The sequence below is a fragment of the Actinomycetospora aeridis genome (assembly GCF_037400275.1).
Classification (GTDB): Bacteria; Actinomycetota; Actinomycetes; order Mycobacteriales; family Pseudonocardiaceae; genus Actinomycetospora; species Actinomycetospora aeridis.
In genome coordinates, this window is sequence record NZ_JBBEGL010000003.1 from 509,152 (window position 1) to 532,751 (window position 23,600).

24 protein-coding genes are annotated in these 23,600 nt (G+C 74.7%); 16 read left to right on the forward strand and 8 right to left on the reverse strand.

Annotated features, from left to right (window positions below):
• Positions 1-29: 29 nt before the first annotated feature.
• The 7 genes from uvrC (at position 30) to tpiA (ending at position 8,204) form a co-directional block, all read left to right on the forward strand.
• On the forward strand, positions 30-2,096 hold the full coding sequence (gene uvrC / locus WCD41_RS12980) for an excinuclease ABC subunit UvrC (RefSeq protein WP_337713841.1): 2,067 nt from the start codon (positions 30-32) through the stop codon (positions 2,094-2,096).
• Positions 2,093-2,992 carry an RNase adapter RapZ gene (rapZ, locus tag WCD41_RS12985; protein WP_337713842.1) on the forward strand — a complete coding sequence of 300 codons (900 nt, stop codon included), beginning with the start codon at positions 2,093-2,095 and terminating at the stop codon, positions 2,990-2,992. The genes uvrC and rapZ overlap by 4 nt, the downstream gene beginning before the upstream one ends.
• 23 nt (positions 2,993-3,015) lie before the next feature.
• The gene (locus WCD41_RS12990; protein WP_337714217.1) at positions 3,016-4,086 is read left to right on the forward strand and encodes a gluconeogenesis factor YvcK family protein; all 1,071 of its coding nucleotides are present in this window, start codon (positions 3,016-3,018) and stop codon (positions 4,084-4,086) included.
• Positions 4,077-5,066, forward strand: coding sequence for a DNA-binding protein WhiA (gene whiA / locus WCD41_RS12995; protein ID WP_337713843.1), 990 nt, complete (start codon positions 4,077-4,079; stop codon positions 5,064-5,066). Before WCD41_RS12990 ends, whiA begins: the two co-directional genes overlap by 10 nt.
• 122 nt (positions 5,067-5,188) lie before the next feature.
• Positions 5,189-6,205: a type I glyceraldehyde-3-phosphate dehydrogenase gene (gap, locus tag WCD41_RS13000; protein WP_337713845.1), complete on the forward strand. Its 1,017-nt coding sequence runs from the start codon at positions 5,189-5,191 to the stop codon at positions 6,203-6,205.
• A 5-nt stretch (positions 6,206-6,210) separates the two neighbouring features.
• Complete coding sequence (locus WCD41_RS13005) at positions 6,211-7,419, forward strand: phosphoglycerate kinase (RefSeq protein ID WP_337713846.1); 1,209 nt, start codon at positions 6,211-6,213, stop codon at positions 7,417-7,419.
• Positions 7,419-8,204: a triose-phosphate isomerase gene (gene tpiA, locus WCD41_RS13010; RefSeq protein ID WP_337713847.1), complete on the forward strand. Its 786-nt coding sequence runs from the start codon at positions 7,419-7,421 to the stop codon at positions 8,202-8,204. Before WCD41_RS13005 ends, tpiA begins: the two co-directional genes overlap by 1 nt.
• 60 nt (positions 8,205-8,264) lie before the next feature.
• On the opposite strand, the gene WCD41_RS13015 is transcribed toward tpiA, so the two are convergent.
• On the reverse strand, positions 8,265-9,428 hold the full coding sequence (locus tag WCD41_RS13015) for a glycosyltransferase family 4 protein (protein ID WP_337713848.1): 1,164 nt from the start codon (positions 9,426-9,428) through the stop codon (positions 8,265-8,267).
• Between the two features lie 78 nt (positions 9,429-9,506).
• On the opposite strand from WCD41_RS13015, the gene WCD41_RS13020 reads away from it, so the two are divergent.
• Together WCD41_RS13020 and WCD41_RS13025 are read left to right on the forward strand one after the other, a co-directional pair.
• Positions 9,507-10,298, forward strand: a complete 792-nt coding sequence (locus tag WCD41_RS13020) for an RraA family protein (protein WP_337713849.1) — start codon at positions 9,507-9,509, stop codon at positions 10,296-10,298.
• Positions 10,295-11,368, forward strand: a complete 1,074-nt coding sequence (locus tag WCD41_RS13025) for an Ldh family oxidoreductase (RefSeq protein WP_337713850.1) — start codon at positions 10,295-10,297, stop codon at positions 11,366-11,368. The genes WCD41_RS13020 and WCD41_RS13025 overlap by 4 nt, the downstream gene beginning before the upstream one ends.
• Here the strand turns inward: WCD41_RS13025 and WCD41_RS13030 are convergent.
• The 3 genes from WCD41_RS13030 to WCD41_RS13040 are packed head-to-tail and all read right to left on the reverse strand — an operon-like array spanning position 11,352 to position 13,920.
• Positions 11,352-11,705, reverse strand: coding sequence for a Rieske (2Fe-2S) protein (locus tag WCD41_RS13030; RefSeq protein WP_337713851.1), 354 nt, complete (start codon positions 11,703-11,705; stop codon positions 11,352-11,354). The two genes, WCD41_RS13025 and WCD41_RS13030, sit on opposite strands and share 17 nt — an antisense overlap.
• Positions 11,702-12,742: an amidohydrolase family protein gene (locus WCD41_RS13035; RefSeq protein WP_337713852.1), complete on the reverse strand. Its 1,041-nt coding sequence runs from the start codon at positions 12,740-12,742 to the stop codon at positions 11,702-11,704. Before WCD41_RS13035 ends, WCD41_RS13030 begins: the two co-directional genes overlap by 4 nt.
• Complete coding sequence (locus WCD41_RS13040; RefSeq protein ID WP_337713853.1) at positions 12,739-13,920, reverse strand: carboxylate--amine ligase; 1,182 nt, start codon at positions 13,918-13,920, stop codon at positions 12,739-12,741. Before WCD41_RS13040 ends, WCD41_RS13035 begins: the two co-directional genes overlap by 4 nt.
• 23 nt (positions 13,921-13,943) lie before the next feature.
• On the opposite strand from WCD41_RS13040, the gene WCD41_RS13045 reads away from it, so the two are divergent.
• The 5 genes from WCD41_RS13045 to mdlC all read left to right on the forward strand — a co-directional run bounded on the left by WCD41_RS13045 (position 13,944) and on the right by mdlC (position 19,033).
• Positions 13,944-15,074: a glycosyltransferase family 4 protein gene (locus WCD41_RS13045; protein ID WP_337713854.1), complete on the forward strand. Its 1,131-nt coding sequence runs from the start codon at positions 13,944-13,946 to the stop codon at positions 15,072-15,074.
• A 346-nt stretch (positions 15,075-15,420) separates the two neighbouring features.
• A complete protein-coding gene (gene secG, locus WCD41_RS13050; protein WP_116707491.1) occupies positions 15,421-15,657 on the forward strand; it encodes a preprotein translocase subunit SecG in 237 nt (78 codons plus the stop codon).
• A 55-nt stretch (positions 15,658-15,712) separates the two neighbouring features.
• Entirely contained in the window at positions 15,713-16,057 is a 345-nt protein-coding gene (locus WCD41_RS13055; protein WP_337713855.1) for an RNA polymerase-binding protein RbpA, read from the forward strand.
• A 48-nt stretch (positions 16,058-16,105) separates the two neighbouring features.
• Complete coding sequence (locus WCD41_RS13060; RefSeq protein WP_337713856.1) at positions 16,106-17,386, forward strand: TrpB-like pyridoxal phosphate-dependent enzyme; 1,281 nt, start codon at positions 16,106-16,108, stop codon at positions 17,384-17,386.
• A 6-nt stretch (positions 17,387-17,392) separates the two neighbouring features.
• Entirely contained in the window at positions 17,393-19,033 is a 1,641-nt protein-coding gene (mdlC, locus tag WCD41_RS13065) for a benzoylformate decarboxylase (protein ID WP_337713857.1), read from the forward strand.
• Between the two features lie 9 nt (positions 19,034-19,042).
• On the opposite strand, the gene WCD41_RS13070 is transcribed toward mdlC, so the two are convergent.
• Entirely contained in the window at positions 19,043-19,534 is a 492-nt protein-coding gene (locus tag WCD41_RS13070) for an Lrp/AsnC family transcriptional regulator (protein WP_337713858.1), read from the reverse strand.
• Between the two features lie 94 nt (positions 19,535-19,628).
• On the opposite strand from WCD41_RS13070, the gene WCD41_RS13075 reads away from it, so the two are divergent.
• Complete coding sequence (locus WCD41_RS13075; RefSeq protein WP_337713859.1) at positions 19,629-19,892, forward strand: hypothetical protein; 264 nt, start codon at positions 19,629-19,631, stop codon at positions 19,890-19,892.
• Here WCD41_RS13075 and yczR read toward each other — a convergent pair.
• Positions 19,876-21,414 (reverse strand): MocR-like transcription factor YczR, encoded by a 1,539-nt coding sequence (yczR, locus tag WCD41_RS13080; RefSeq protein ID WP_337713860.1) that lies wholly within the window; start codon positions 21,412-21,414, stop codon positions 19,876-19,878. The two genes, WCD41_RS13075 and yczR, sit on opposite strands and share 17 nt — an antisense overlap.
• A 121-nt stretch (positions 21,415-21,535) precedes the next feature.
• Between yczR and WCD41_RS13085 the strand changes: the two genes are divergently transcribed.
• A complete protein-coding gene (locus WCD41_RS13085) occupies positions 21,536-21,814 on the forward strand; it encodes a hypothetical protein (protein ID WP_337713861.1) in 279 nt (92 codons plus the stop codon).
• Between the two features lie 34 nt (positions 21,815-21,848).
• On the opposite strand, the gene pgl is transcribed toward WCD41_RS13085, so the two are convergent.
• Positions 21,849-22,637, reverse strand: coding sequence for a 6-phosphogluconolactonase (gene pgl / locus WCD41_RS13090; RefSeq protein ID WP_337713862.1), 789 nt, complete (start codon positions 22,635-22,637; stop codon positions 21,849-21,851).
• Positions 22,634-23,596: a glucose-6-phosphate dehydrogenase assembly protein OpcA gene (locus WCD41_RS13095; protein WP_337713863.1), complete on the reverse strand. Its 963-nt coding sequence runs from the start codon at positions 23,594-23,596 to the stop codon at positions 22,634-22,636. The genes pgl and WCD41_RS13095 overlap by 4 nt, the downstream gene beginning before the upstream one ends.
• Positions 23,597-23,600 lie beyond the last annotated feature (4 nt).

Sequence of the window (23,600 nt, forward strand, 5' to 3'; positions counted from 1 at the left end):
GGACGGACGCGCCTACGCTGGGGGTCACCATGGCCGACCCGCAGACGTACCGACCCGCGCCGGGGACCATCCCGGAGGCGCCCGGCGTGTACCGGTTCTCCGACGAGAACGGGCGCGTCATCTACGTGGGCAAGGCCAAGAGCCTGCGCAGCAGGCTGAACTCCTACTTCGCCGACATCGCCGGCCTGCACCCCCGCACGCGGCGGATGGTCACCTCGGCGGCGGCGGTGCAGTGGACGGTGGTCCACACCGAGGTCGAGGCCCTCCAGCTCGAGTACAACTGGATCAAGGAGTACGACCCGCGCTTCAACGTGCGCTACCGCGACGACAAGACCTACCCGGTCCTCGCGGTGACGCTCAACGAGGAGTACCCCCAGCTGCGGGTCTACCGGGGCCCGCGGCGCAAGGGCGTGCGCTACTTCGGTCCGTACGCCCACGCCTGGGCCATCCGCGAGACGGTCAAGCTCCTCACCCGGGTCTTCCCGGCCCGCCAGTGCTCGAGCGGGGTGTTCAAGCGCCACGGCCAGATCGGGCGCCCGTGCATGCTCGGCTACATCGACAAGTGCGCGGCGCCGTGCGTCGGGCGGGTCAGCGCCGAGGAGCACCGCGACATCGTGCTCGACTTCTGCGACTTCCTCGGCGGCCACACCGACCAGCTCATCGGCCGTATCGAGAAGGACATGCAGGTCGCGGCCGCCGAGATGGACTTCGAGAAGGCCGCCCGGCTGCGTGACGACGCCGGCGCGCTGAAGCGGGTCGTCGAGAAGCAGGCGGTCGTGCTCGGCGACGGCACCGACGCCGACGTCGTCGCCTTCGCCACCGACGAGCTCGAGGCCGCGGTCCAGGTGTTCCACGTCCGGGGCGGCCGCGTGCGCGGCCAGCGCGGGTGGGTGGTCGAGACCGAGGCCGACAGCGACGTCGCCGACCTCGTCGGCCAGTTCCTCTCGCAGTTCTACGGCGAGCAGGCCGCGCTCGCGGGCTCGGCCGACGACGCCGCCCAGCCCGTGCCGCGCGAGGTGCTCGTGCCCGCGCTGCCCCCGGACTCGGCGGCGATCTCGCAGTGGCTCTCCGAGCTGCGTGGCTCGCGGGTGTCGCTGCGCGTGGCCCAGCGCGGCGACAAGCGCACGCTCGCCGAGACCGTCGAGCGCAACGCCACCGAGGAGCTGACGCGGCACAAGCTGCGTCGTGCCGGCGACCTCACGGCGCGCAGCGCGGCGCTCGAGGAGCTCCAGGAGCAGCTGGGCCTCGACACCGCGCCCCTGCGCATCGAGTGCACCGACGTCTCGCACGTCCAGGGCTCCGACGTGGTGGCGAGCCTCGTGGTGTTCGAGGACGGGCTGGCGAAGAAGGCCGACTACCGGCGCTACTCGATCCGTGGCGGCGCGGAGGGCGGCGACGTCGCGGCCATCGCCGAGGTCGTGCGCCGGCGCTTCGCCCGCTACCTCAAGGAGACCGCCGAGGAGGCCCCCGACCACACGGACACGGCGTGCGCGGGGGAGACCAGCGACGGCGCCCCGGCGTCGGGCGAGATCGACCCGGCCGACGACGGGCCGCTGCCCGGCATCGACCCCACCACCGGGCGTCCGCGCAAGTTCGCCTACCCGCCGAACCTGCTGGTGGTCGACGGCGGCGCGCCGCAGGTGGCGGCCGCGGCCGAGGTGCTCGGCGAGCTGGGCGTCACCGACGTCGCGGTGGTCGGGCTGGCCAAGCGCCTCGAGGAGGTCTGGCTGCCCGGCGAGGAGGACCCGGCGATCCTGCCGCGCCAGAGCGAGGCGCTCTACCTGCTCCAGCGCATCCGCGACGAGGCCCACCGCTTCGCGATCACCTACCACCGCCAGAAGCGTTCGACGCGGATGACCGCGTCGGCGCTCGACGGGGTGCCCGGGCTGGGCGAGGCCCGGCGCACCGCCCTGCTCAAGCACTTCGGCTCGGTCAAGAAGCTGCGCGCCGCCTCGGTGGAGGCCATCACCGAGGTGCCCGGCGTCGGCCGGCGCACCGCCGAGGCGGTCCTGGCGGCACTCAACGACGGAGACATCAAGGGGAGCACGCCGATAGGGCAGCGGAGCTCGACCATCAAGGACGGGGGGAGCTCATGACCGGACGCGCAGACCACCCCGCGCACCCGGGCGGGATCGAGGTCGCGATCGTCTCGGGGCTCTCGGGGGCCGGGCGCAGCACGGCCGCCAAGGTGCTCGAGGACCTCGGCTGGTTCGTCGTGGACAACCTGCCGCCGGAGCTCATCGAGACGATGGTCGACCTGGGCGCGCGCTCGTCCGGGCAGGTCACCCGCATCGCGGTGGTGATGGACGTGCGCAGCCGCGCGTTCACCGCCGACCTGGGTGCGGTGATCAAGGAGCTGGACGCGCGGGGCCACCGCCCGCGGGTGCTGTTCCTGGACGCCTCGGACGCCGTGCTCATCCGGCGCTTCGAGTCCAACCGCCGGTCCCACCCGCTGCAGGGCGACGGGCGCCTCTCCGACGGGATCCGCGCCGAGCGCGAGCTGCTGGCCCCGCTGCACGACCAGGCCGACCTCGTCGTCGACACCTCGAACCGTTCGGTGCACCAGCTGCGCGCGGCCATCGAGGCGGCCTTCGGCGACGAGGCCGCGGACGTCGGGCACAGCGTCACCGTCGTCTCGTTCGGCTACAAGCACGGGCTGCCGCCGGACGCCGACCTGGTGGTGGACATGCGCTTCCTGCCCAACCCGCACTGGATCCCCGAGCTGCGCGAGCACGACGGCCGGGAGGCCGAGGTCCGCGACTACGTGCTCTCCCAGGAGGGCGCCGAGGAGTTCCTCGACCGCTACCTCGAGCTGCTGCGCCTGGTCGGCGCGGGCTACCGGCGCGAGGGCAAGCGCTACCTCACCGTCGCGGTGGGCTGCACCGGCGGCAAGCACCGCAGCGTCGCGGTCGCCGAGGAGCTCGCCCGGCGCATGACCGGCGAGGACGGCGTGCGGGTGACGGTGTCGCACCGCGACGTGGGGCGCGAGTGAACCCGGCGGGATCGTCGAGGCCGCTGCGGGCCGTGGCCCTCGGCGGGGGCCACGGACTGCACGCCACCCTCTCCGCCCTGCGCCGGCTCACCGACGACATCACCGCCGTGGTCGTGGTCGCCGACGACGGCGGCTCGTCGGGGCGGATCCGCCGCGAGCTGGACATCCTCCCGCTCGGCGACCTGCGGATGGCCCTGGGCGCGCTGGCCGGCCAGGTGGACCCGGGCCCGGAGAACACGCTGTGGCAGCGGGTGTTCGAGCACCGCTACGGCGGGCACGGCGCCCTCGCCGGGCACGCGGTCGGCAACCTCGTACTGGCCGGGCTGCTGGAGGTCCTCGACGACCCGGTGGCCGCGCTCGACCAGGCCTGCCACCTGCTGGGCGTCACCGGCCGGGTGCTGCCGATGAGCACGCAGCCGGTGGACATCGAGGCCGACGTCACCGGCATCCGGGGACCGAGCGGAGGCGATCAGGACCGCGACGTCGCCCACCGCATCCGCGGCCAGGTCGCCGTGGCGACGACGCCCGGCCGCGTGCAGCAGGTGCGCCTCGACCCGCGTCGACCCAAGGCGTGCCCGGAGGCGTGCGACGCCCTGCGGGCGGCGGACGTGATCACCCTCGGGCCGGGGTCCTGGTTCTCGAGCGTGCTGCCGCACCTGCTGGTCCCCGAGCTGTTCACCGCGCTGGTCGAGAGCGAGGCCCGCAAGGTGCTCGTGCTCAACCTCGCCCCGCAGCCCGGCGAGACCGCGGGCTTCTCGCCCGAGCAGCACCTCGAGGTGCTCGCCGCGCACGCGCCGCGGCTGCGTCTCGACGTGGTCGTCGCCGACACCGACGCCGTGCCCGAGCCCGACCTGCTGCGCCGCGGCGCCGAGGCGTTCGGCGCGGAGACCCTGCTGACCTCCGTCGGGGCCTCCGACGGCAGCCCGAAGCACGACGCCGACGCCCTCGCGTCGGCCCTCGCCGACGCCGCCCACCACCGGGTCGAGCACCCCTCGACCGGACCGGCGACGAACGGCACCGGCGCCGACGGCGCGCCGGACCCCACCCACGACCCTGCCCGCCCGCACCAGGAGGAGGACCGAAGGTGGCCATGACCGCTGCGGTCAAGGACGAACTCAGCCGGCTCGCGGTGACGAAGACCTGCTGCCGGCGCGCCGAGGTGGCGGCCCTCCTGCGCTTCGGCGGGGGCCTGCACATCGTCGGCGGACGGGTCGTCGTCGAGGCGGAGCTCGACACCGGCGCCGGCGCCCGCCGCCTGCGCGGCGAGATCCACGACCTCTACGGGCACAACCCCGAGGTGCACGTCCTGTCCCAGGGCGGGCTGCGCAAGGGCACGCGCTACGTCGTGCGGGTCGCCGCGGACGGCGACTCGCTCGCGCGCCAGACCGGCCTGCTCGACCCCCGCGGTCGCCCGGTCCGCGGCCTGCCCCCGCAGGTCGTCTCCGGAGGCGTGTGCGACGCCGAGGCCGCGTGGCGCGGGGCGTTCCTGGCCCACGGCTCGCTCACCGAGCCCGGGCGCAGCTCGGCGCTGGAGATCACCTGCCCGGGCATGGAGGCCGCGATGGCGCTCGTCGGCGCCGCCCGGCGGCTCGGCGTGGTGGCCAAGGCCCGTGAGGTGCGCGGCGCCGACCGCGTGGTGGTGCGCGACGGCGACGCGATCGGCGCGCTGCTCACCCGCCTCGGCGCGCACACCTCGGTGCTCGCGTGGGAGGAGCGGCGCATGCGCCGCGAGGTGCGCGCGACCGCGAACCGCCTCGCGAACTTCGACGACGCCAACCTGCGGCGCTCGGTGAAGGCCGCGGTGACGGCCTCGGCACGCGTGAGCCGGGCGCTCGAGCTGCTCGCCGACGAGGTCCCCGATCACCTGGTGCAGGCCGGCCGCCTGCGCGTCGAGCACGAGCAGGCGTCGCTGGAGGAGCTGGGCCAGCTCGCCGACCCGCCCATGACCAAGGACGCGGTGGCCGGCCGGATACGGCGTCTGCTGGCGATGGCGGACAAGAAGGCCAAGGACCTGCGCGTCCCCGACACGTCCTCGGTGGTGACCGAGGAGATGGCGGAGATGGCGGACACGTGAGCCGGCTGCCGTGACGTCGTTCGCGGGACCCGGACGGGTCGGCCGGATTCGTTAGGGTGCGCCCGTGAGGGGTGACCCCCCTCGGCGAGACGACCGCGGCACGAGAGGCAGGGCGAGGTTCAGTGACGGTCCGTATCGGGATCAACGGGTTCGGTCGTATCGGACGGAATGTGTTCCGGGCGCTGGAGAAGCAGCGCGCGGCGGGCACCGCCGACATCGAGGTGCTCGCGGTCAACGACATCACCGACAACAAGACGCTCGGGCACCTGCTCAAGTACGACTCGGTGCACGGCCGCTTCGACGGCACCATCGAGGTCTCCGACGACGCGCTCGTCGTCAACGGCCGGTCGATCAAGGCCCTGGCCGAGAAGGACCCGGCGGCGCTGCCGTGGGGCGACCTGGGCGTCGACGTGGTCATCGAGTCCTCGGGGATCTTCACCGACGCCGACTCGGCCGGGAAGCACCTCAAGGCCGGCGCCAAGAAGGTCGTCATCTCCGCCCCGGCCAAGGGCGAGGACCTCACGGTCGTCATGGGCATCAACGACTCGTCCTACGACGGCAGCCAGAGCATCCTGTCCAACGCCTCGTGCACCACGAACTGCGTCGCGCCGATGATCAAGGTGCTGCACGACGCGTTCGGGCTCGAGACCGGGTTCATGTCGACGATCCACGCCTACACCGGCGACCAGCGGATCCACGACGCCCCGCACAAGGATCTGCGCCGCGCCCGCGCCGCCGCGGACAACATCATCCCGACCACCACCGGCGCCGCCCAGGCCACCGCGCTGGCCCTGCCGGAGCTCGAGGGGCGCCTCAACGGGCTGGCCTACCGCGTGCCGGTCATCGACGGCTCGGTCACCGACCTCACCGCGACGCTGAACACCGACGTCACCGTCGACCAGGTCAACGCCGCGTTCAAGAAGGCCGCCGACGGCGAGCTGAAGAACGTGCTCGTCTACACCGAGGACCCGATCGTCTCCACCGACATCGTCGGCGAGCCGGCGTCGTGCACGTTCGACGCGGGCATGACGAAGGTGCTCGGCAACCGCACCGTCAAGATCGTGGGCTGGTACGACAACGAGTGGGGCTACTCCAACCGCGTCGTCGACCTGACCACGCTCGTCGGCTCGAAGCTCTGACCCGGATGAAGACCCTCGACGACCTGATCGCCGAAGGAGTGCGGGACCGCTTCGTCCTGCTGCGCGCCGACTTCAACGTCCCCCTCGACGGCTACACGATCACCGACGACGGGCGCATCCAGGCGGCCCTGCCGACGATCACCAAGCTGATCGGCGCCGGGGCCAAGCTCGTGATCGCGGCGCACCTCGGGCGCCCGAAGGGCGGGCAGCCGGGCGGGCGCGACACCAAGATGACGCTGACGCCGGTCGCCGGGCGGCTGGGCCAGCTGCTCGACCAGCGGGTCATGCTCGCCGACGACGTCGTCGGCCCCTCGGCCCGCAAGCACGCCGAGGACCTCGAGCCGGGCGGCATCGAGATGCTCGCCAACGTGCGCTGCGACCCGCGCGAGACCGGGAGCGCCGAGGAGCGCGAGCAGCTGGCGTCGGAGCTGGCCGAGCTGGTGCCGAACGGGGCGTTCGTCTCCGACGGCTTCGGCGTGGTGCACCGCGAGCAGGCGTCGGTGGTCGACGTGGCCCGCAAGCTCCCGGCCTACGCCGGCGACCTCGTCGCCCGCGAGACCGAGGTGCTGCGCCGGCTGGTCGGCGACCCCGCCCGCCCGTACGTCGTGATCCTCGGCGGGTCGAAGGTCTCCGACAAGCTCGGGGTGCTCTCCAACCTGCTGCCCACGGTCGACAAGCTGCTGGTCGGCGGCGCGATGTGCTTCACGTTCCTCGCGGCGCAGGGCCACGACGTGGGTGGCTCGAAGCTCGAGTCCGACCAGATCGACACCTGCAAGGACCTGCTCAGCAGGTACGCGGACACCCTGGTCCTGCCCACCGACGTCGTCGTGGCCTCCGAGTTCGCCGAGGACGCGCAGACGCGGACCGTCGGTGTCTCGGACATGCCCGAGGGCTGGCTGGGCCTCGACGTCGGTCCGCAGACCGTCGAGCTGTTCGGCTCGCACCTGGCCGACGCGGCGACGGTCTTCTGGAACGGCCCCATGGGCGTGTTCGAGATGGCGCCGTTCGCGGCGGGCACCACCGGGGTCGCCGAGGCGGTCGCCGACTCGCCGGCGTTCAGCGTCATCGGCGGCGGCGACTCGGCGTCGGCGATCCGCGCGGCGGGCCTGGACGAGAGCCGCTTCGGCCACATCTCCACCGGGGGCGGCGCCTCGCTGGAGTTCCTCGAGGGCCAGGTCCTGCCCGGCATCGCCGTCCTCGAGGAGGGCGCCTGATGGCACGCAAGCCCCTCATCGCGGGCAACTGGAAGATGAACCTCAACCACCTCGAGGCCATCGGCGTCACCCAGAAGCTCGCGTTCGCCCTGCCCGGCAAGTACTTCGACGTCGTCGACGTCGCGGTGCTCCCGCCGTTCACCGACCTGCGCAGCGTGCAGACGCTCGTGGACGCCGACTCGATGCCGATCACCTACGGCGGCCAGGACCTCTCGCCGGAGGACTCCGGGGCGTTCACGGGCGACGTGTCCGGCGCGATGCTCGCGAAGCTCGGCTGCACCTGGGTCGTCGTCGGGCACTCGGAGCGCCGCACGATCCACGGCGAGGACGACGAGCTGGTCAACCGCAAGGTGCGCGCGGCCCTGCGCCACGGCATCACCCCGATCCTGTGCCTGGGGGAGGGCGAGGACGTCCGCGACGCGGGCGAGCACGTCGGCCACTGCACCGCCCAGCTCGACGCGGCGCTGAAGGGGCTCTCGGCCGACGAGGTCGCGAAGGTCGTCGTCGCCTACGAGCCGGTGTGGGCGATCGGCACCGGCAAGTCCGCCGGGGTCGCCGACGCCCAGGAGGTGTGCCACGCCCTGCGGGAGCGGGTCCGTGAGGTGCACGGCGGGCCGGTGGCCGACGGGCTGCGCATCCTCTACGGCGGCTCGGTGAAGTCGAACAACGTCGGCGACCTCGTGAAGTCCGACGACGTCGACGGCGCGCTCGTCGGGGGCGCGAGCCTCGACCCCGAGGGCTTCGCCGAGCTGTGCGCCCTCGCCGCGGGCGGACCTTTGCCCTAGCGGGCTCGTGAGCGCTCTCCCGTGCCCCGGCACGGGAAAGCGCTCACACGCCCGGCGGGGTCATCTGCCTCGCGCGGCGAGGAGGGCGCCGTGGGCACGGCGGCCGATGGCCGGCCACGAGGACTCGGTGGCCAGCCACGCCGCGCCCGCGGCGCCGAGACGGTGCGCGCGGTCCGGGTCGGCGAGCAGGGCGACGAGCGCGTCCGCGAGCGCGTCCGCGTCGCCGGGCTCGACCAGCAGTCCGGTGCCGCCGTCGGCGACGACCGCCGGGAGCTCCCCGACGGCCGTGGCGACCACGGGCCGCTCGAAGGTGTAGGCCAGGTGCACGACGCCGCTCTGGGTCGCCCGTCGGTAGGGGACCACGACCACCCGCGCGCTCGCGAGCAGCGCGGGCACCTCGTCGACCGGTACGTAGCCCGGCCGGGCGTCGACACCGAGGTCGGCCGCCCGCTCGAGCAGCGCGGGCGGGGTGTGCAGCACGGCGCCGGCGAGCACCACTCGGACGTCCGGCACCGCCGCGCGGGTCCGGGGCACCGCGTCGAGCAGCAGGTCGATGCCCTTATAGGCCGTCCATCCGCCGAAGAACAGCACCACCGGCCCGGTGTCGCGGCAGGCCGGCACCGGGGCCCCGTGGCGCAGCGCCGACTCGTCGCCGTGGGGGATCACCACGACCCGTCCGCGGACGGGTCGCGACGCGAGGACGGCGGCGCGGGCCGTCTCGCCGAGCACGAACACGACGTCGAGGCACGCCCAGGCCCGTTCCATGGTCAGGTCGAGCACCCGCCCGCGCCGTTCGCGGGTGGTGTCCCGCCGCACGCGCCCGACGGGTTCGTGCGCCACGAGCGCGAGCACCGCGCGCGGCAGCAGGCGGCGGACCGCGAGGGCGCCCAGGGCGTCGATGCTGAAGCGCCAGCTCGACCAGATCACCGCGTCGGGACGCAGCCGCCGCAGGCGGATCGCCGCGACCACCCACGCCAGCACGAGGCGGACCGCACGGAACGCCCGGCGCACCGTGCGCGTCCACGGCCCGACGGGCTCGGCGTCGGCCGGGTGCCACGTCGGGAGGACCGCGTGGACGTGGTGCGCGGGGTGCTGCGGGCCGAGCTCAGGGTCCGGGCCGGTGATCAGATGGACCTCGCACGACTCGGCGAGACCGTCAGCGAACTGTGACGAGAACTGGAACAACCCGCCCGAAGGGGTGAACTCGACGATCGCAACTTTCACGGTGCGTAAGCATAGAAGGCTGGGCTGACTGGACCTACCATCTGGGGCGAAGGTCCGCCAGCGAGAGGCCGGGTGTCCGTGACCACTGCATCAGAGGCACGCTCGGAGGCCCCCTCGGCGGGCCGGCGCGTGCCCGACTCGGCCGCCATCCACCCCGGACCGGGCTTCCGGATCCGCGAGGACTTCCCGCGCGTGGACGCGATCACGGTCGCCGCGTACCGCGAGTTCTCGACCACCGACATCTCCGACATGCTCAACCGCCTCTACGCGCTCGACGGGGAGATCCGGTGCCTGGCGGGTCCGCCGGAGAGCATCAGCGGCCTCGCCTGCACCGTGCGCGTCTACCTCGGCGACAACCTCATGGTGCACAAGGCCCTCGACATCGCGAAGCCGGGTGACATCGTCGTCGTGGCCGCGGCGGGCTCCCGCGCCTACGCCGTGCTCGGCGACGTGATCTCGACCAAGGCCCGGCACCGCGGGATCGCCGGGTACGTGGTGGACGGTCTGATCCGGGACCTGCCCGCGATCACCCCGCTGGACATGCCGGTCTACGCGCGCGGGACGAGCGCGATCGGCCCGCTGCACCGCGGACCGGGCGAGATCAACTACCCGATCGCCTGCGGCGGGGTCGTGGTCAACCCCGGCGACATCGTCGTCGCCGACCAGGCCGGCGTCGTCGTGGTGCCGCAGGCCGTCGCGCACGAGCTGCTCGAGCGGCTGCGCCGCTACCTCGGCACCAACCGGGCCTACCTGACCGCGGTCCAGCAGGGCGAGTTCTCCAACGCGTGGGTCGACGAGCAGCTCGACGCCCACGCCTGCCCGATCGAGCCGGGGCTCGACATCGACCCGAACGCGCCGATCACCGGATGATCCTGCTCGGGGCGGGCGAGCTGTCCCGCTTCGCCGCCGCCTGCTTCACCGGCCTCGGCATCCCGGACGCGGACGCGGCGCTCGTCGCCGAGGTGCTCGTCCACGCCGACCTGCGCGGTCTCGACAGCCACGGCACCCACCGGCTGCCGGCCTACCTGGAGCGGGTCGCGAAGGGCCTGGCGCGGGACGGGTCCGCGATCACCGTGGCGGCCGGCTCCGGGGCGGTCCGGCGCCTCGACGCGGGCGGGGCGCTGGGGCCGCTCGCGGCGGTGCGCGCCACCGACCTGGCCGTCGCCCTCGCGCGCGAGCACGGCCTCGGGCTCGTGGCCGTCCGCCGCTCGACCCACCTCGGCGCCGCGGGCTTCTACGCCCACCGCGCCGCGGCGGGCCACGAGCTGGTCGCGATCGTCTCCTCGACCGCACCGGCCAGCGTCGCGCCGGTCGGGGCCGCGACGCCGTTCCTGGGCACCGACCCGCTCGCGATCGGGATCCCGCTGGGCCGGCACGGGACGTTCGTGCACGACATGGGCACCGGTCCCTCGCGGGCGCGCGTCCGCCGGGCCGCGCAGGAGGGACGGGCCCTGGCGCCGGGGACGGCCCTCGACGCGTCGGGACGTCCCACCGACGACGCGGCCGAGGCGCTGCTGGGCACCCTGCTGCCGGTGGCGGGGGCGAAGGGGTCGGGGCTCGGGACGGCGATCACCCTGCTCGCCGGCCTCCTCGGCGGCGCGGCGTTCGACGACGAGATCGCCCCGACCTACCCGGCCGAGGCGCCGCAGGACATCGGGCACGTCGTCGTGGTCGTCGACCCGTGGCGCCTGCAGGACCGGGCGAGCGGTCTCGGCCGCCTCGAGGCGGTGGTCGACCGTCTGCACGCCCTCCCCACGGTGGACGGCGTCGAGCGGGTGCGCTTCCCGGGGGAGCGGGCGGCGGCGACGGCCGCCCACCGTTCGGCTGAGGGCATCCCGGTGCCCGCCGCCGAGCTGCGTCGGTGGGCCGCGGCGGCCGAGGCGCACGGGCTGCACGACGCCGCCCGGTGGGTGTCGCGGGCGCTCAGGCGTGCAGGATGACGGCGTCGCCGTCCACGGTGACCTCGTAGGCGCGCACGCGCGTCCGCGCCGGGTCGACGAGGCTGCGCCCGGTGGTCAGGTCGAACTCCCAGCCGTGCCAGGGGCAGGTGAGGATCTCGCCCTCGCGGGCGGGCACGTACTGCCCGGGCGCGCCGTCGGCCATCGTCCCGCCGACCGTGCCGAGGCAGAGCGGGGCGCCCTGGTGGGGGCAGGTGTTGCGCAGGGCGTGCAGGCGGCCGCCCACGTTGAACACCCCGATCGACCGGCCGTCGACCTCGACGATCTTGCGGGTTCCGGGCGGCAGCTCGTCGAGCCGGGCGACGGCGTGCGCGGTCACAGCCCGTACAGCTCCGCGGCCGTGTCGTGCATGATGCGCTGCCGCAGCGGGTCGGGCATGGACGACGGGAACGCGCGGGTGGGCGAGTCGAAGTCCCAGTGCGGGTAGTCGCTGGAGAACATGAGGACCCGCTCGGCGCCGACGGCGTCGAACAGGGCGAGCAGGTGCTCGTCGCGGCCGGGACGCTCCAGCGGCTGGGTCGAGAGCCGAACGTGCTCGTCGAGGTACTCCGAGGGCGGCCTGGTGATCCACGGGGTGTCCTTGCGCAGGGCGCGCCAGTAGGCGTCGAGCCGCCACAGCAGCGGCGCGAGCCAGGCCACGCCGCCCTCGAGCAGCGCGATGCGCAGCGTCGGGAAGCGCTCGAACACGCCCTCGGTGAGGAACGAGAGCAGGTGGGCCTGGAAGGCGAGCGACATCCCGCAGTGGTACTCGATGTAGTGCGTCGGGACGCCCGGCGTGGGCAGGGTGTTGCCGCCGATGCCGTCGGTGCCCGGGTGCATCGCGAACGGCAGCCCGTGGCGCTCGCACGCCTCGTAGATCGGGTAGTACTGACGCTGCCCGAGCGGCGCGCGGGCCCCGGAGTCGGTGACGACCTGCACCATGTGCGGGTGGTCGGCCCACCGGTCGATCTCCGCCGCCGCCGCGAGCGGGTCGTGGTGGTTGATCGTGATCGAGCCCTTGAACGCGCCGTCGTCGTTGTAGGCCTCCAGCCACGTCTCGGCCAGCCAGGCGTTGAACGCGGTCGCGACCGCCGAGCCGTAGTCGGGGTTCGGGTGGATGTTGGCGAACGTGCGGGGGATGAGGATCGGGTGGCGGATGCCGTAGGTCCCCATCAGCTGCTCGCGCAGGAAGTCCGGGTCCGAGGCGGCCGGACCGCCGCCCGGGGGCGTGGCGTCGAGCCGGTTGGCGTGGATCGGGTTGTGGTAGAAGGGCCGGCGCGGCATCGCGAAGCCGTCGCGCCACGGCGCGGGCAGGTGCTTGCGGATCTCGTCGGCGTTCCGCGGGTTGGGGTGGACGTCGGTGTCGATGATGCTCACGCGGTCACCCTCGATGGTCTCGTCGTCGGGAGGGCACGGGCCGCCCTGGCCAGTGCACGGGCCAGGGCGGGGGCCGGGTCCCGTGGGGACCAGACCGGGAAGGTCTGGCGGTGGGCGAGGCTCGCCAGCCAGGCGGCGGCGTCCATGCGCCCGGCTCGGCGCAGCGCGAGGAACGACCGCAGGTCGTCGGTCGGGTGGAGCAGCCGGCGCCCGAGCCGGTAGCGGTCCGGGAGCTCGTGCGGCAGCCCCAGCGCCCGCCGGTAGACGTGGTAGGGCAGGTCGAGCCCGGCGGCCACCATCAGGGGCAGGGCCGCGGAGAAGCGGGCGTTGCACTCGATGAGCTTGAGGACGCCGTCGCGCTCGTCGTGCATGAACTCCACGGCCGCCGGCCCCCGGAGCCCGACGCCGGTGAGCAGGCGCAGCGCGGCGTCCCGCACGCCGGGCACGTGGTCGGTGAGGTGGTAGCACCCGAGCCCCTCGCCCGGCGGTCGACGGCGCACCATGCGCTTCGTGTAGTCGACGGTCGGGCGTCCGGAGGCGTCGACGTAGGTGGTGTAGCTGCACAGGCGGTCGTCGTCGCCGGGGATCTTCTCGACCAGCATCACGGACAGACCGGCCCGGGCGAGGTCGCCGTACGCGCCGTCCAGCCCGGCGGGGTCCCCGACGGAGCGGAACTTGCCGCGGCCCGCGAACAGGCGCTGGTACTCGTGGGAGAACAGCGGCTTGACGATCAGCGGGTAGACGAGCTCGTCGCGCACGCGCTCCAGGTCGTCGGGCGTGTCGACCCGCCAGAACCGGGGCGTCGGCACCCCGGCGGCGCGGGCGGCCTCGTAGGTGGCGAGCTTGTCGAGCATGGCGGCCTGGGCCGTCGGCTCGCAGGCGTCGAGGACGAAGCGCTCCGCGAGGGCCTCCCGGTGGCGCAGGAGCACCGTGATCCCGGTGTCGCTCGTCGCCAGCAGGACCGAGCCGTGCAGCGGCGTCGCGGCCGTGCCGAGCAGGTGCTCCGCCCAGGCCGTCGCGTCGGCCGGGACGCCGGGGACCGCGCGGGCGAAGCGGGAGCGGCCGACGAAATCGTCGGCGCCCAGCGTGGTCACCGGGATGCCGCGCGGGCCGAGGCTGCGGGCGATCGCGAGCGCGTTGGTGTCGCCGCCGAGCAGGACCACACCCGGGGGCGTCACCTCGGGTCCCTATGCTCGGCCGCGTGCGCGACGGGGGCCTCCGGATCGCCGCCCTGATCGACGGCCTCGGCTGGGGCGGGGCGGAGGCGCTGCTGGTCGACTTCGCGCTCGGCGCCCGCGCGATCGGCGTCGAGGTGGTCGTCGGCTACCTCGAGGACAAGGACGGCAGCCCGATGGCCGCGCGGCTGCGGGCCCACGGCGTGCCCGTGGAGCTCCTGGGCGTCGACCGGATGCTCCAGCGCGACGCGGTGGGCCGGGTCCGTCGCTGGCTGCGCGCCGTCGGGCCCGACGTCCTGCACACCCACCTCGGGTACTCCGACCTGCTCGGCGTGCTCGCGGCCCGGCCGCTCGGCGTCCCCGCGGTGTGCACGATCCACGTCATGTCCTCCCGCGACCGCGGGGCGGGGCGGGACGGGGTGAAGTCCGCGCTCTTCGCGCTCGCCCGCCGTCGCGGGACGGCCCGCGTCGTCGCGGTGTCCGACCAGGCGCGGGCGGCCTACCTCGCGGCGGGGCGCGACCGGCCGTCCCACGTCGTCACCGTCCACAACGGCGTGGTCGACGACGTCTCGGCCGGCGCCGGCCGCCGTGTGCGCGCCGAGCTCGGCATCGACGCCGGGGACGTCGTCCTGCTCCAGCTCGCGGTGCTGCGCGCCGGGAAGGGGCACGACGAGGCGGTGGCGGCCGTGGCGTCCCTGGCCCGCGCCGGCCGCCCGGTGCGGCTGCTCGTCGCCGGCGACGGGCCGGAGCGCGCCCGGATCGGGGCGCTCGCGGCGGCCGCGGGACCGTGCGTCGACGTCCTCGGGCACCGCGACGACGTGGCCGCGCTGCTGGACGCCGCCGACGTCCTGGTCCACCCCACGGCCGCCGACGCGTTCCCGACCGCGCTGCTCGAGGCCGCGCGCGCCGCGGTCCCGGTGGTCGCGACCGCGGTGGGCGGCGTCCCGGAGATCGTCCGCGACGGGGTGACCGGCCTGCTGCTCCCGGCGCCGGTCGACGAGGAGGACCTCGGGGCGGCCCTGCGCGCGCTCGTCGACGACCCGGAGCGGCGCGCCGGGATGGGTGCCGCGGCGCGGCGCGTGTACGAGGAGGAGTTCACGGCGCAGCGCTGGGCGGAACGCCTGCGGTCCGTCTACGAGGACGCGCTGCGGCACTAGGGCACGGGCGTCGTGACTCTCCGGCGCCGAAGCACGGGTGATCCGGGGTGCATCGGCGTGTCGACACCCCTGAACAGACGCACAGCTTCGGCTATCCCCCCGGAACATGCTGCGGAGAGTAACACTCGTCACCCCGTTGCTGACCAGTGTTCGACGCTGCGTGATCGGAGGCGTACGCCCGGGGTGACGGCCGGTGCGGCGCCGGCACCGACGCGCCGACGGGTCGTGGCGGGGCCGTGACGAGGGCGGGGTATCGTCCTCCACAAGCGCCGTTCCCGCACGTCGGGACGGCCAGAGCCCCTCCCGGACCGGGCGGGGTCGGCACCCGGAGGTCACGGACACCGACATGCGACTGTTCCTCGACATCCTGCTCATCGCGTCCAGCGTCCTGCTGGTGCTGCTGGTGCTGCTGCACCGCGGGCGGGGCGGCGGGCTGTCGTCGCTGTTCGGCGGTGGCGTCCAGTCGAGCCTCGCCGGGTCGAGCGTCGTCGAGAAGAACCTCGACCGGCTCACCCTGTTCGTCGGGGCCATCTGGCTGATCTCGATCGTCGGCACGGGGCTGCTCGTCAAGATCGAAGGCTGACGGGCGGCCCGGGCCACGGCGCCGGGGCCGCCCCTGACACGGAGGTACTCCGGCGATGGCGACTGGCAACGCGATCCGTGGCACCCGGGTCGGCTCGGGCCCGATGGGGGAGTCCGAGCGCGGGGAGAGCGCGGCACGCACCGTGGTCTCGTTCTGGTGCTCCAACGGGCACGAGACGCGCCCGTCCTTCGCGGTCGACGCGGACATCCCGTCGTCGTGGGACTGCCCGCGCTGCGGACTGCCCGCCAACACCGACGAGAAGAACCCGCCGCCCGCCAAGCGCACCGAGCCCTACAAGACGCACCTCGCGTACGTGAAGGAGCGCCGCTCGGACTCCGACGGCGAGGCGCTGCTCGACGAGGCGCTGGCGAAGCTGCGCGCGCGGCGCGGCGAGAGCTGACGAGAACGCCCTCCACCCACAGGGCGCGGAGCTGACAGTATCCGGGGCATGGCGGTCCCCACCGAGCTCACCGACACACGGTTCTCGCTCTCCCAGTCCGAGCTGCCCACGGCGTGGTTCAACGTCGCGCCCCACCTCGCGTCCCCGCTCGATCCGCCGTTGCACCCCGCGACGCGCGAGCCCGTCGGCCCCGACGACCTCGCGCCCCTGTTCGCGCAGGAGCTGATCGCACAGGAGATGTCGGCCGATCCGTGGATCGACATCCCGGGCGAGGTCCTCGACGTCCTGCGCCTGTGGCGGCCGACGCCGCTGGTGCGCGCCCGCCGCCTCGAGGCCGCGCTGGGCACCACCGCGCGCATCTACTTCAAGGACGAGTCGGTGTCGCCCGCCGGCTCGCACAAGCCGAACTCGGCGGTGCCCCAGGCGTTCTACAACGCCAAGGAGGGCATGACGCGCCTCTCCACGGAGACCGGCGCGGGCCAGTGGGGGACGGCGCTGGCGTTCGCCTGCGCGCAGTACGACCTCGAGTGCGCGGTCTACATGGTGCGCAAGAGCTTCGAGCAGAAGCCCTACCGCAAGGTGATCATGGAGACGTGGGGCGGCTCCGTCGTCCCCTCGCCGATCGACGACCCGGGGCACCCCGGCTCGCTCGGTGCCGCGATCTCCGACGCGGTCCGCGACGCCGTCGGCCGCGACGACACCCACTACGCGCTGGGCTCCGTGCTCAACCACGTGCTGCTGCACCAGACGGTCATCGGGCTCGAGGCGCAGCAGCAGCTGGCGAGCGCGGGGGAGACCCGGCCGGACGTCGTCGTCGCGCCGTGCGGCGGCGGGTCGAACCTCGGCGGGGTCGCGCTGCCGTTCCTGCCCGACCCGTCGGTGCGCCTGCTCGCCGCCGAGCCGGCGTCGTGCCCGACGCTCACCCAGGGCACCTACGAGTACGACTTCGGCGACACCGCCGGCCTCACGCCGCTGATGAACATGTACACGCTCGGCCACGACTTCGTGCCGCCGGGCATCCACGCGGGCGGCCTGCGCTACCACGGCGACTCGCCGATCATCTCCAAGCTGGTGCACGAGGGCCGGATGGAGGCGGTGGCCCACCGTCAGCGCGCGGTGTTCGAGGCCAACGTGCTGTTCGCGCGTGTCGAGGGCAAGGTCCCGGCGCCCGAGGCCGGCCACGCCATCGCGTCGGTGATCCAGGAAGCGAACGACGCGACGCAGAAGAACGAGGAGCGCGTGATCCTCTTCAACTACTGCGGCCACGGCCTGCTCGACCTCGCCGCCTACCAGGAGTACCTGTCGGGCGAGCTGGTCGACGAGCCCTGAGCCCACATGGTCACCGTGCGCGAGGCGTCCCTGGCCGTGCTGCGCCGCCACGGCATCACGACGATCTTCGGCAACCCGGGCTCCACCGAGCTGCCGATGTTCCGCGACTTCCCCGACGACTTCCGCTACGTGCTGGGTCTGCAGGAGTCGGTGGCGGTCGGTGCCGCGGACGGCTGGGCGCAGGGCACCGGGCGGGCGGCGCTGGTGAACCTGCACTCCGCCGCCGGCGTGGGGCACGGGCTGGGCAACGTGTTCACCGCGTTCCGCAACCGCACGCCGCTCGTGCTCGTCGCCGGTCAGCAGGCCCGCTCACTGCTGACCGGCGAGCCGTTCCTGTTCGCCGAACGGCCGGCGGAGTTCCCCGAGCCGTACGTGAAGTACAGCCGCGAGCCCGCGCGGGCGGCCGACGTGCCGGCCACCCTCGCGCGGGCGATCCACGTGGCCCTGACCCCGCCCCGCGGGCCGGTGCTGCTCTCGGTGCCGGTGGACGACTGGGACGAGCCGGCGCCGCCCGTGCCCGCCCACGTCGTGGCGGGCACGACGTCCGGCGACCCCGAGGTCCTCGCCGACGTCGCCGCCCGGCTGGCCGCCGCGCGGGCGCCGGCGCTGGTCGTCGGCGGCGAGGTGGACCGCGACGGGGCCTTCGACGACGTCGTCGCCCTCGCCGAGCGGCACGCGACGCGCGTGTACGTCGCGCCGATGTCACCGCGCTGTGGCTTCCCCGAGCGCCACCGGCTCTTCGGCGGCTTCCTGCCCGCCGCCCACGACGGCATCCGCGCCGCGCTCGACGCCCACGACGTGGTCCTGGTGCTGGGCTCGCCGGTCTTCCCGTTCCACACCGAGGGTGCCGTGCCGGGTGACACCGCGGTCCCGGAGGGCACCGAGCTCGTGCAGCTCACCGAGGACCCGGCCCACGCCGCCTGGACCCCCGTCGGCACCTCGGTGGTGACGGGGCTGCGTCACGGCGTGCGGGCGCTGCTCGCCGGCCCGCCGCCGCCGGAGCGCCCGCTGCCCGCGCCCGCCGCGTCGGTGGACCGGGTCGCGGCCGGCGGCGACGTCATCACCGAGGAACTGCTGCTCCAGACCCTCGCCGACCTGCGGCCGGCGGACTCCGTGGTCGTCGAGGAGGCGCCGGCCACGCGCGGGCCCATGCACGCCCACCTGCCGTTCGACCGGGCCGCGAGCTTCTACACCTGCGCGAGCGGCGGGCTGGGCCACGGCCTGCCGGCGGCGGTGGGGATGGCGCTGGCCCGCAGCGCCACCCCCGCCGAAGGCCCTGCGGACGCGACGCAGGAGCGGCCGCGGGGGCGGTCGTTGCGGGGGAACACCCAGCGGGTGGTGGCCCTGATCGGCGACGGCTCGGCGATGTACAGCATCCAGGCACTGTGGTCGGCCGCGCAGCTGGGCGTGCCGCTGACGATCGTCATCGTGCACAACGCCCGCTACCGCGCCCTCGACCAGTTCGCCGAGCACTTCGGCATCACCAAGCCCGTCGGCACCGCACTACCGGGCCTCGACTTCGTCGCCCTCGCCGCCGGTCAGGGCGTCGCGGGCGTGCGCGTCGAGCACCCGGACCAGCTCGAGCCCGCCCTCGCCGACGCGCTGCGCTCGCCCGCGCCGGTGGTGCTCGACGTGATCGTGGCCTGAGGGCCCGGCTCAGACGTCGGTCGGCATGTTCCGCAGCTCGACCGGGCTGGACTTCACGACGGCCGTGACGGTCGCGGCGTGGTCCTGCCAGATCTCGAGCACGCGGTCGAGGTCGGCGACGTCGCGGACCTGCACGCGCATGAGCAGGCAGTCCTCGCCGGTGATCTTGTGGCACTCGACGACCTCGGGCTGGCGGGCCGCGAGCTGCTCGGAGATCTTCCCCTGGCCCAGGGCCGGCCGGACGCGCACCCACGCCGCGATCGGGTAGCCGAGCGCCCCGGGGTCGATGTCGAGGCGGTACCCCCGGATCACGCCCGTGCGCTCGAGGCGCTGGACCCGCTCGGTCACCGCGGGCGCCGACATCCCGACCCGGCGGCCGAGGGCCGACATGCTCTGCCGGGGGTCGCTCTCGAGCTCCGCGAGGATGCGCCGGTTGGTCTCGTCGAGCAGCTTGTCGTTCTCCAGGCGCGGCGCGCCCCGCACTTCGGGAACTGCAGTCATCTGGCCACTATCCCCGTGAGAACGCCATGGAGTCCAGACCTATGGCCTTGGATGATTGTCCCCACCAGCAGAACGGGTCGAGGGGATGGTCGAGATGGTCACGTTCTTGGGGGTGCTCCTGGTCGTGGGGTTCCTGGCGGTCGCGCGCTACGGCGTCGACAGTCGCAGCGGCGACGACCCCACGGGTCGCGATCCGGCGTGGCCGGTCACCCGCCGCCCGCACACGGTGCGCGGGGACGCGGTGCTGCTGGGCGAGCTCGCCCGCCGGGTGTCCGCGCACCGGCAGCTGTGGTCGGCCTACGAGCGCAGCCTGCGGCCGTGGGAGAGCGAGCAGAGCGAGCTCACACGACGGTCGTGAGCGTGGAGGTGTCGACGCCGAGCGAGTCCCAGGCCTCGGCGAGACGCGCGACGGCGTCGTCGAGAGCGTCGGGGGAGAGGGTGTAGGGCAGGCGCAGGTACTGCTCGAAGGCCCCGCCCGTGGCGAAGCGGGGTCCGGCGGCGAGGTGCACACCGAAGCGCCCCGCCGCCTCGACCAGGGCGCTCGACCGCGGGACGCCCAGGTCGACCCAGAGGCTGAAGCCGCCCGAGGGGTTCGGCACCCGCCACTCCGGCAGGGCCCGGGCGAGCGCCGCGCGGAGGTGGTCGCGGCGGTGACGCAGGACGCGGCGGCTCTCCGCGACGAGGTCGTCGAGCTGCTCGAGGAGCCCGACCGCGACGAGCTGCTCGAGGACCGGCGTCGAGATGTCGTCGGAGGCGCGGGCAGCCGCGATCCGGCGCAGCAGGGTGCGCGGGGCACGAAGCCAGCCGATGCGCAGCCCACCCCAGACCGTCTTGGACAGCCCGCCCGTGGTGATCACCGGTGTACCGCCGGCCCCGGCCCAGGCACCCAGCGGCGGGGGCACCGGGCCGTCCAGCCACATGTCGCGCAGGCAGTCGTCGACGACGAGCGTGACCCCGTGGCGCCCCGCGGCGGCGATGACCGCGGCGCGCGTCTCCGGCGGCATCACCGCCCCGGTGGGGTTCTGGTGGTCGACGACGAGGTAGCCGAGCGTCGGGGTGGCCGCGCGCATGGCGGCCGACAGCGCGTCGAGGTCCCAGCCCGGACGCCCGCTCGCGGGGTCCTCCACCATCGCCACCGGCACCGCCCGCGCCGACACGTGGCGGCACAGGTCGATCGCGCCGGGGTAGGTGGGCTGCTCGATGAGCACCCGGTCGCCGGGACGCACCAGCGTGCGGGCCACGAGCGCGTGGGCGTGCTGGGCGCCCGCGGTGATCATCACTTCGTCCGCCGCCGTCCGCAGCCCCTGCGCGGTCAGCCGTGCGGCGACGGCCTCGCGCAGCGCGGGCAGGCCGAGCACGTCGTAGCCGGTGGAGGCCAGGTGCATCGGGAGCTCGGCCAGCGCGCGGGTGGCCGCGGCGCCCACGGCCTCCATCGGCGCCCACGGGGCCGCGTGCGCGAGGTCGATGACCGCGCGGCCCCCGGCCGCCGGCGTGATCGGCGTCCCCATCGGGGCGAACGGCGCGACGCCGGTGGAGCCGACGTGCAGCGTGCCGTCGAGCGGGGCGGCGGCGCCGGTGCCCGTTCCGGCCGCCGGCGTCGCGGGCATCGCGGTCCACGTCCCCGAGCCGCGGCGACGCAGGAGGTAGCCGTCCTCGCGCAGCTCCTGGTACGCCGACGCCACCGTGCCGCGCCCGACGCCGAGCGCCACCGCGAGCTCGCGCTCGCTGGGCACGCGCGTCCCCACCGCGAGGCGGCCGTCGGAGAGCAGCGTGGCGATCCGGCCGGCGAGCGCGGCCTGCGCGCTCACCCCGGGACCGGCGCCCTCGCGCCACCCGCCGAGCAGGCGGGCGAGGCTGCCGGCACCGAGGTGGTCGTCCATGCCACACAGTCTGCCACTTCTGCCACTATGGGTGCCACTTGCTCCTGATTGGCCGTGGCGCGGCCTGCCAATGGCAGCCACTCTGGACGACGTCCAGCCACTTCTCCCCGAGGAGCTCCCGATGGTCCAGACCGTCACCGTGCTCGGCATCGCGATCGTTGCGGTCGTCGCCGGGCTCCTGCTCGTCGCGCGCTACGGCGCCGACTCCCGCGCCACCGGCGACCCGACCGGCCGCGACCCGGTGTGGCCGTCCACCCCGGTGCGCGAGCACACGTTCGCGTCGGATCTCCGGCTCGTCCGCGCCTGGCTCGCCCACCGGCGCTGCTGGGAGCTCTTCGAGCGCAGCCTGCGGCCGTGGGAGGCGCCGGCCCCGGTGCGAACGCGGACTTCCGGCGCGTAGAAGCAGCGAACACCACGTTCGCTGCAGGAGGGGGTCAGCTCCCGAGCTGCGCGGCAGCCTCCCGGTCGAGCACCCACAGCGTCCGCTCGGCCCCGCGCAGCCCGGCCAGCGGGACGTCGACCTCGGACGCGCCGCCGTGGGCCCGCGCGAGCGCCTCGGCCTTGCCGCCGCCGGCGGCCACCAGCCAGACCTCGCGGGCGTGGCGCGCCGCGGGCAGCGTGAGGCTGACGCGCGTCGGGGGCGGCTTGGGGCAGTCGCGGACCGCGACCACCCCGGCGTCGGCCGCGTGCACGGCGGGGGAGTCGGGGAAGATCGAGAGCACGTGGCCCTCGGGCCCGCACCCGGCCAGGAGCACGTCGAACGCCGGGATCGGACCGGCCCCGCTCGACCCACCGAGTCGCGAGGCCGCCGCCGACAACGTCTTCGCGTAGGCGTCGGCGGCGTGGTCCGGATCCCCGCCCCCGGCGTCCTCGGGGGCGTCGGACGCCGCCATCGGGTGCACCCGGGCCGGGTCGAGCGGCAGCGCGTCGAGCAGTGCCTCGCGGGCCTGGGCGTCGTTGCGCTCGGCGTCGCCGGCCGGGACGAAGCGCTCGTCGCCCCAGAACACCTCGACCGCGCCCCAGTCGACGTCGTCCCGGCGAGCGGACGCGGCGACCTCGCGCAGCATCGCGATCCCGATCCCGCCGCCGGTCAGCACCACCGACGCCGACCCGCGCGCGGCCTGGGCCGCGGCGAGCGCGGTCAGCAGGCGGTCGGCGGCGTCACGGGCGGCGGAGTCCTCGTCGGCGTGGACGACGACCTCGATCCCGGCGCTCGTGCTCATGCGGTCACCTTCTTCGACGATCGGGACCGTCCCGTCGGCCTGCTCTGCGCGGCGTCCAGCGCCTCGGCGAAGATGTCGTCGGGATCGAGGCGGCGGAGCTCCTCGGCGAGGCACTCCCGGGTCGTGCGGCGGGCGAGCGCGACGCGGCGGTCGGGCTGGCCCGGCTGGGACAGCACCGCGCTCTTCCCGTCGAGCCGGCGCAGCTCGACCGCGCCGCTCGGGCGCTCGAGGCGCACGGCGGCGATCTGCCCGCCGGCCCCGCCGGGGACGTCCTCGTTCTTCCGCGTCACCGGGCAGGACAGCCGGGACGACAGCCAGCCGGCGAGCAGGTCGGTGGAGGCCGAGTCCGGCGCGCCGGAGACGGTCGCGGCGGTGATGCGCTCGTGCGGTGGCTGGTCGAGCGCCGCGGTGAGCAACGCGCGCCAGCTCGTGATCCGGCTCCACGCGAGGTCGGTGTCGCCGGGGTGGTACCGCTGGCGCAGCTTGCCCAGGGCCTTCGACGGCGACTTGGCCGTCGAGACGTCGGTGATGCGGCGCCCCGCGACGGTGCCCACCGGGTCCTCCGCGGGCACCGGCGGCGCCTCGCCCGGCCACCACGCCACGATCGGCGCGTCGGGCAGCAGCAGCGGCACGACGATGGCGCCGCCCTGGTCGGCCAGCGGGCCGTACATGCGCAGCACGATGACCTCGCTCGCGCCGGCGTCCCCACCGATCCGGATCTGGGCGTCGAGGCGCGACGCCGCCCGGCGCACGCCCCGGGCGAGGACGAGCACGCGGCAGGGGTGCTCGCGGCTCGCGTCGTTGGCGGCCTGGATGGCGGCCTCGGCCTCCGGGCCGTCCTCGGTGATGATCAGCAGCGTCAGCACCCGCCCGAGCGCCACCGCCCCGGCGCTCTCGCGCAGGTCGACCATCGTCCGGTTGACCGCCGACGTGTCGGTCGACGGCAGGTCGACGATCATGGCT

Bases quoted from the DNA above. Each gene is read 5' to 3' on its own strand.
- WCD41_RS13005 (WP_337713846.1), top strand. From the start codon at position 6,211: ATGAAGACCCTCGACGACCTGATCGCCGAAGGAGTGCGGGACCGCTTC.
- WCD41_RS13070 (WP_337713858.1), bottom strand. From the start codon at position 19,534: ATGACTGCAGTTCCCGAAGTGCGGGGCGCGCCGCGCCTGGAGAACGAC.
- WCD41_RS13075 (WP_337713859.1), top strand. From the start codon at position 19,629: ATGGTCACGTTCTTGGGGGTGCTCCTGGTCGTGGGGTTCCTGGCGGTC.
- WCD41_RS13025 (WP_337713850.1), top strand. From the start codon at position 10,295: ATGATCCTGCTCGGGGCGGGCGAGCTGTCCCGCTTCGCCGCCGCCTGC.
- yczR (WP_337713860.1), bottom strand. From the start codon at position 21,414: ATGGACGACCACCTCGGTGCCGGCAGCCTCGCCCGCCTGCTCGGCGGG.
- WCD41_RS13060 (WP_337713856.1), top strand. From the start codon at position 16,106: ATGGCGGTCCCCACCGAGCTCACCGACACACGGTTCTCGCTCTCCCAG.
- WCD41_RS13095 (WP_337713863.1), bottom strand. From the start codon at position 23,596: ATGATCGTCGACCTGCCGTCGACCGACACGTCGGCGGTCAACCGGACG.
- WCD41_RS13085 (WP_337713861.1), top strand. From the start codon at position 21,536: ATGGTCCAGACCGTCACCGTGCTCGGCATCGCGATCGTTGCGGTCGTC.
- rapZ (WP_337713842.1), top strand. From the start codon at position 2,093: ATGACCGGACGCGCAGACCACCCCGCGCACCCGGGCGGGATCGAGGTC.
- mdlC (WP_337713857.1), top strand. From the start codon at position 17,393: ATGGTCACCGTGCGCGAGGCGTCCCTGGCCGTGCTGCGCCGCCACGGC.
- tpiA (WP_337713847.1), top strand. From the start codon at position 7,419: ATGGCACGCAAGCCCCTCATCGCGGGCAACTGGAAGATGAACCTCAAC.
- secG (WP_116707491.1), top strand. From the start codon at position 15,421: ATGCGACTGTTCCTCGACATCCTGCTCATCGCGTCCAGCGTCCTGCTG.
- pgl (WP_337713862.1), bottom strand. From the start codon at position 22,637: ATGAGCACGAGCGCCGGGATCGAGGTCGTCGTCCACGCCGACGAGGAC.
- uvrC (WP_337713841.1), top strand. From the start codon at position 30: ATGGCCGACCCGCAGACGTACCGACCCGCGCCGGGGACCATCCCGGAG.
- WCD41_RS13055 (WP_337713855.1), top strand. From the start codon at position 15,713: ATGGCGACTGGCAACGCGATCCGTGGCACCCGGGTCGGCTCGGGCCCG.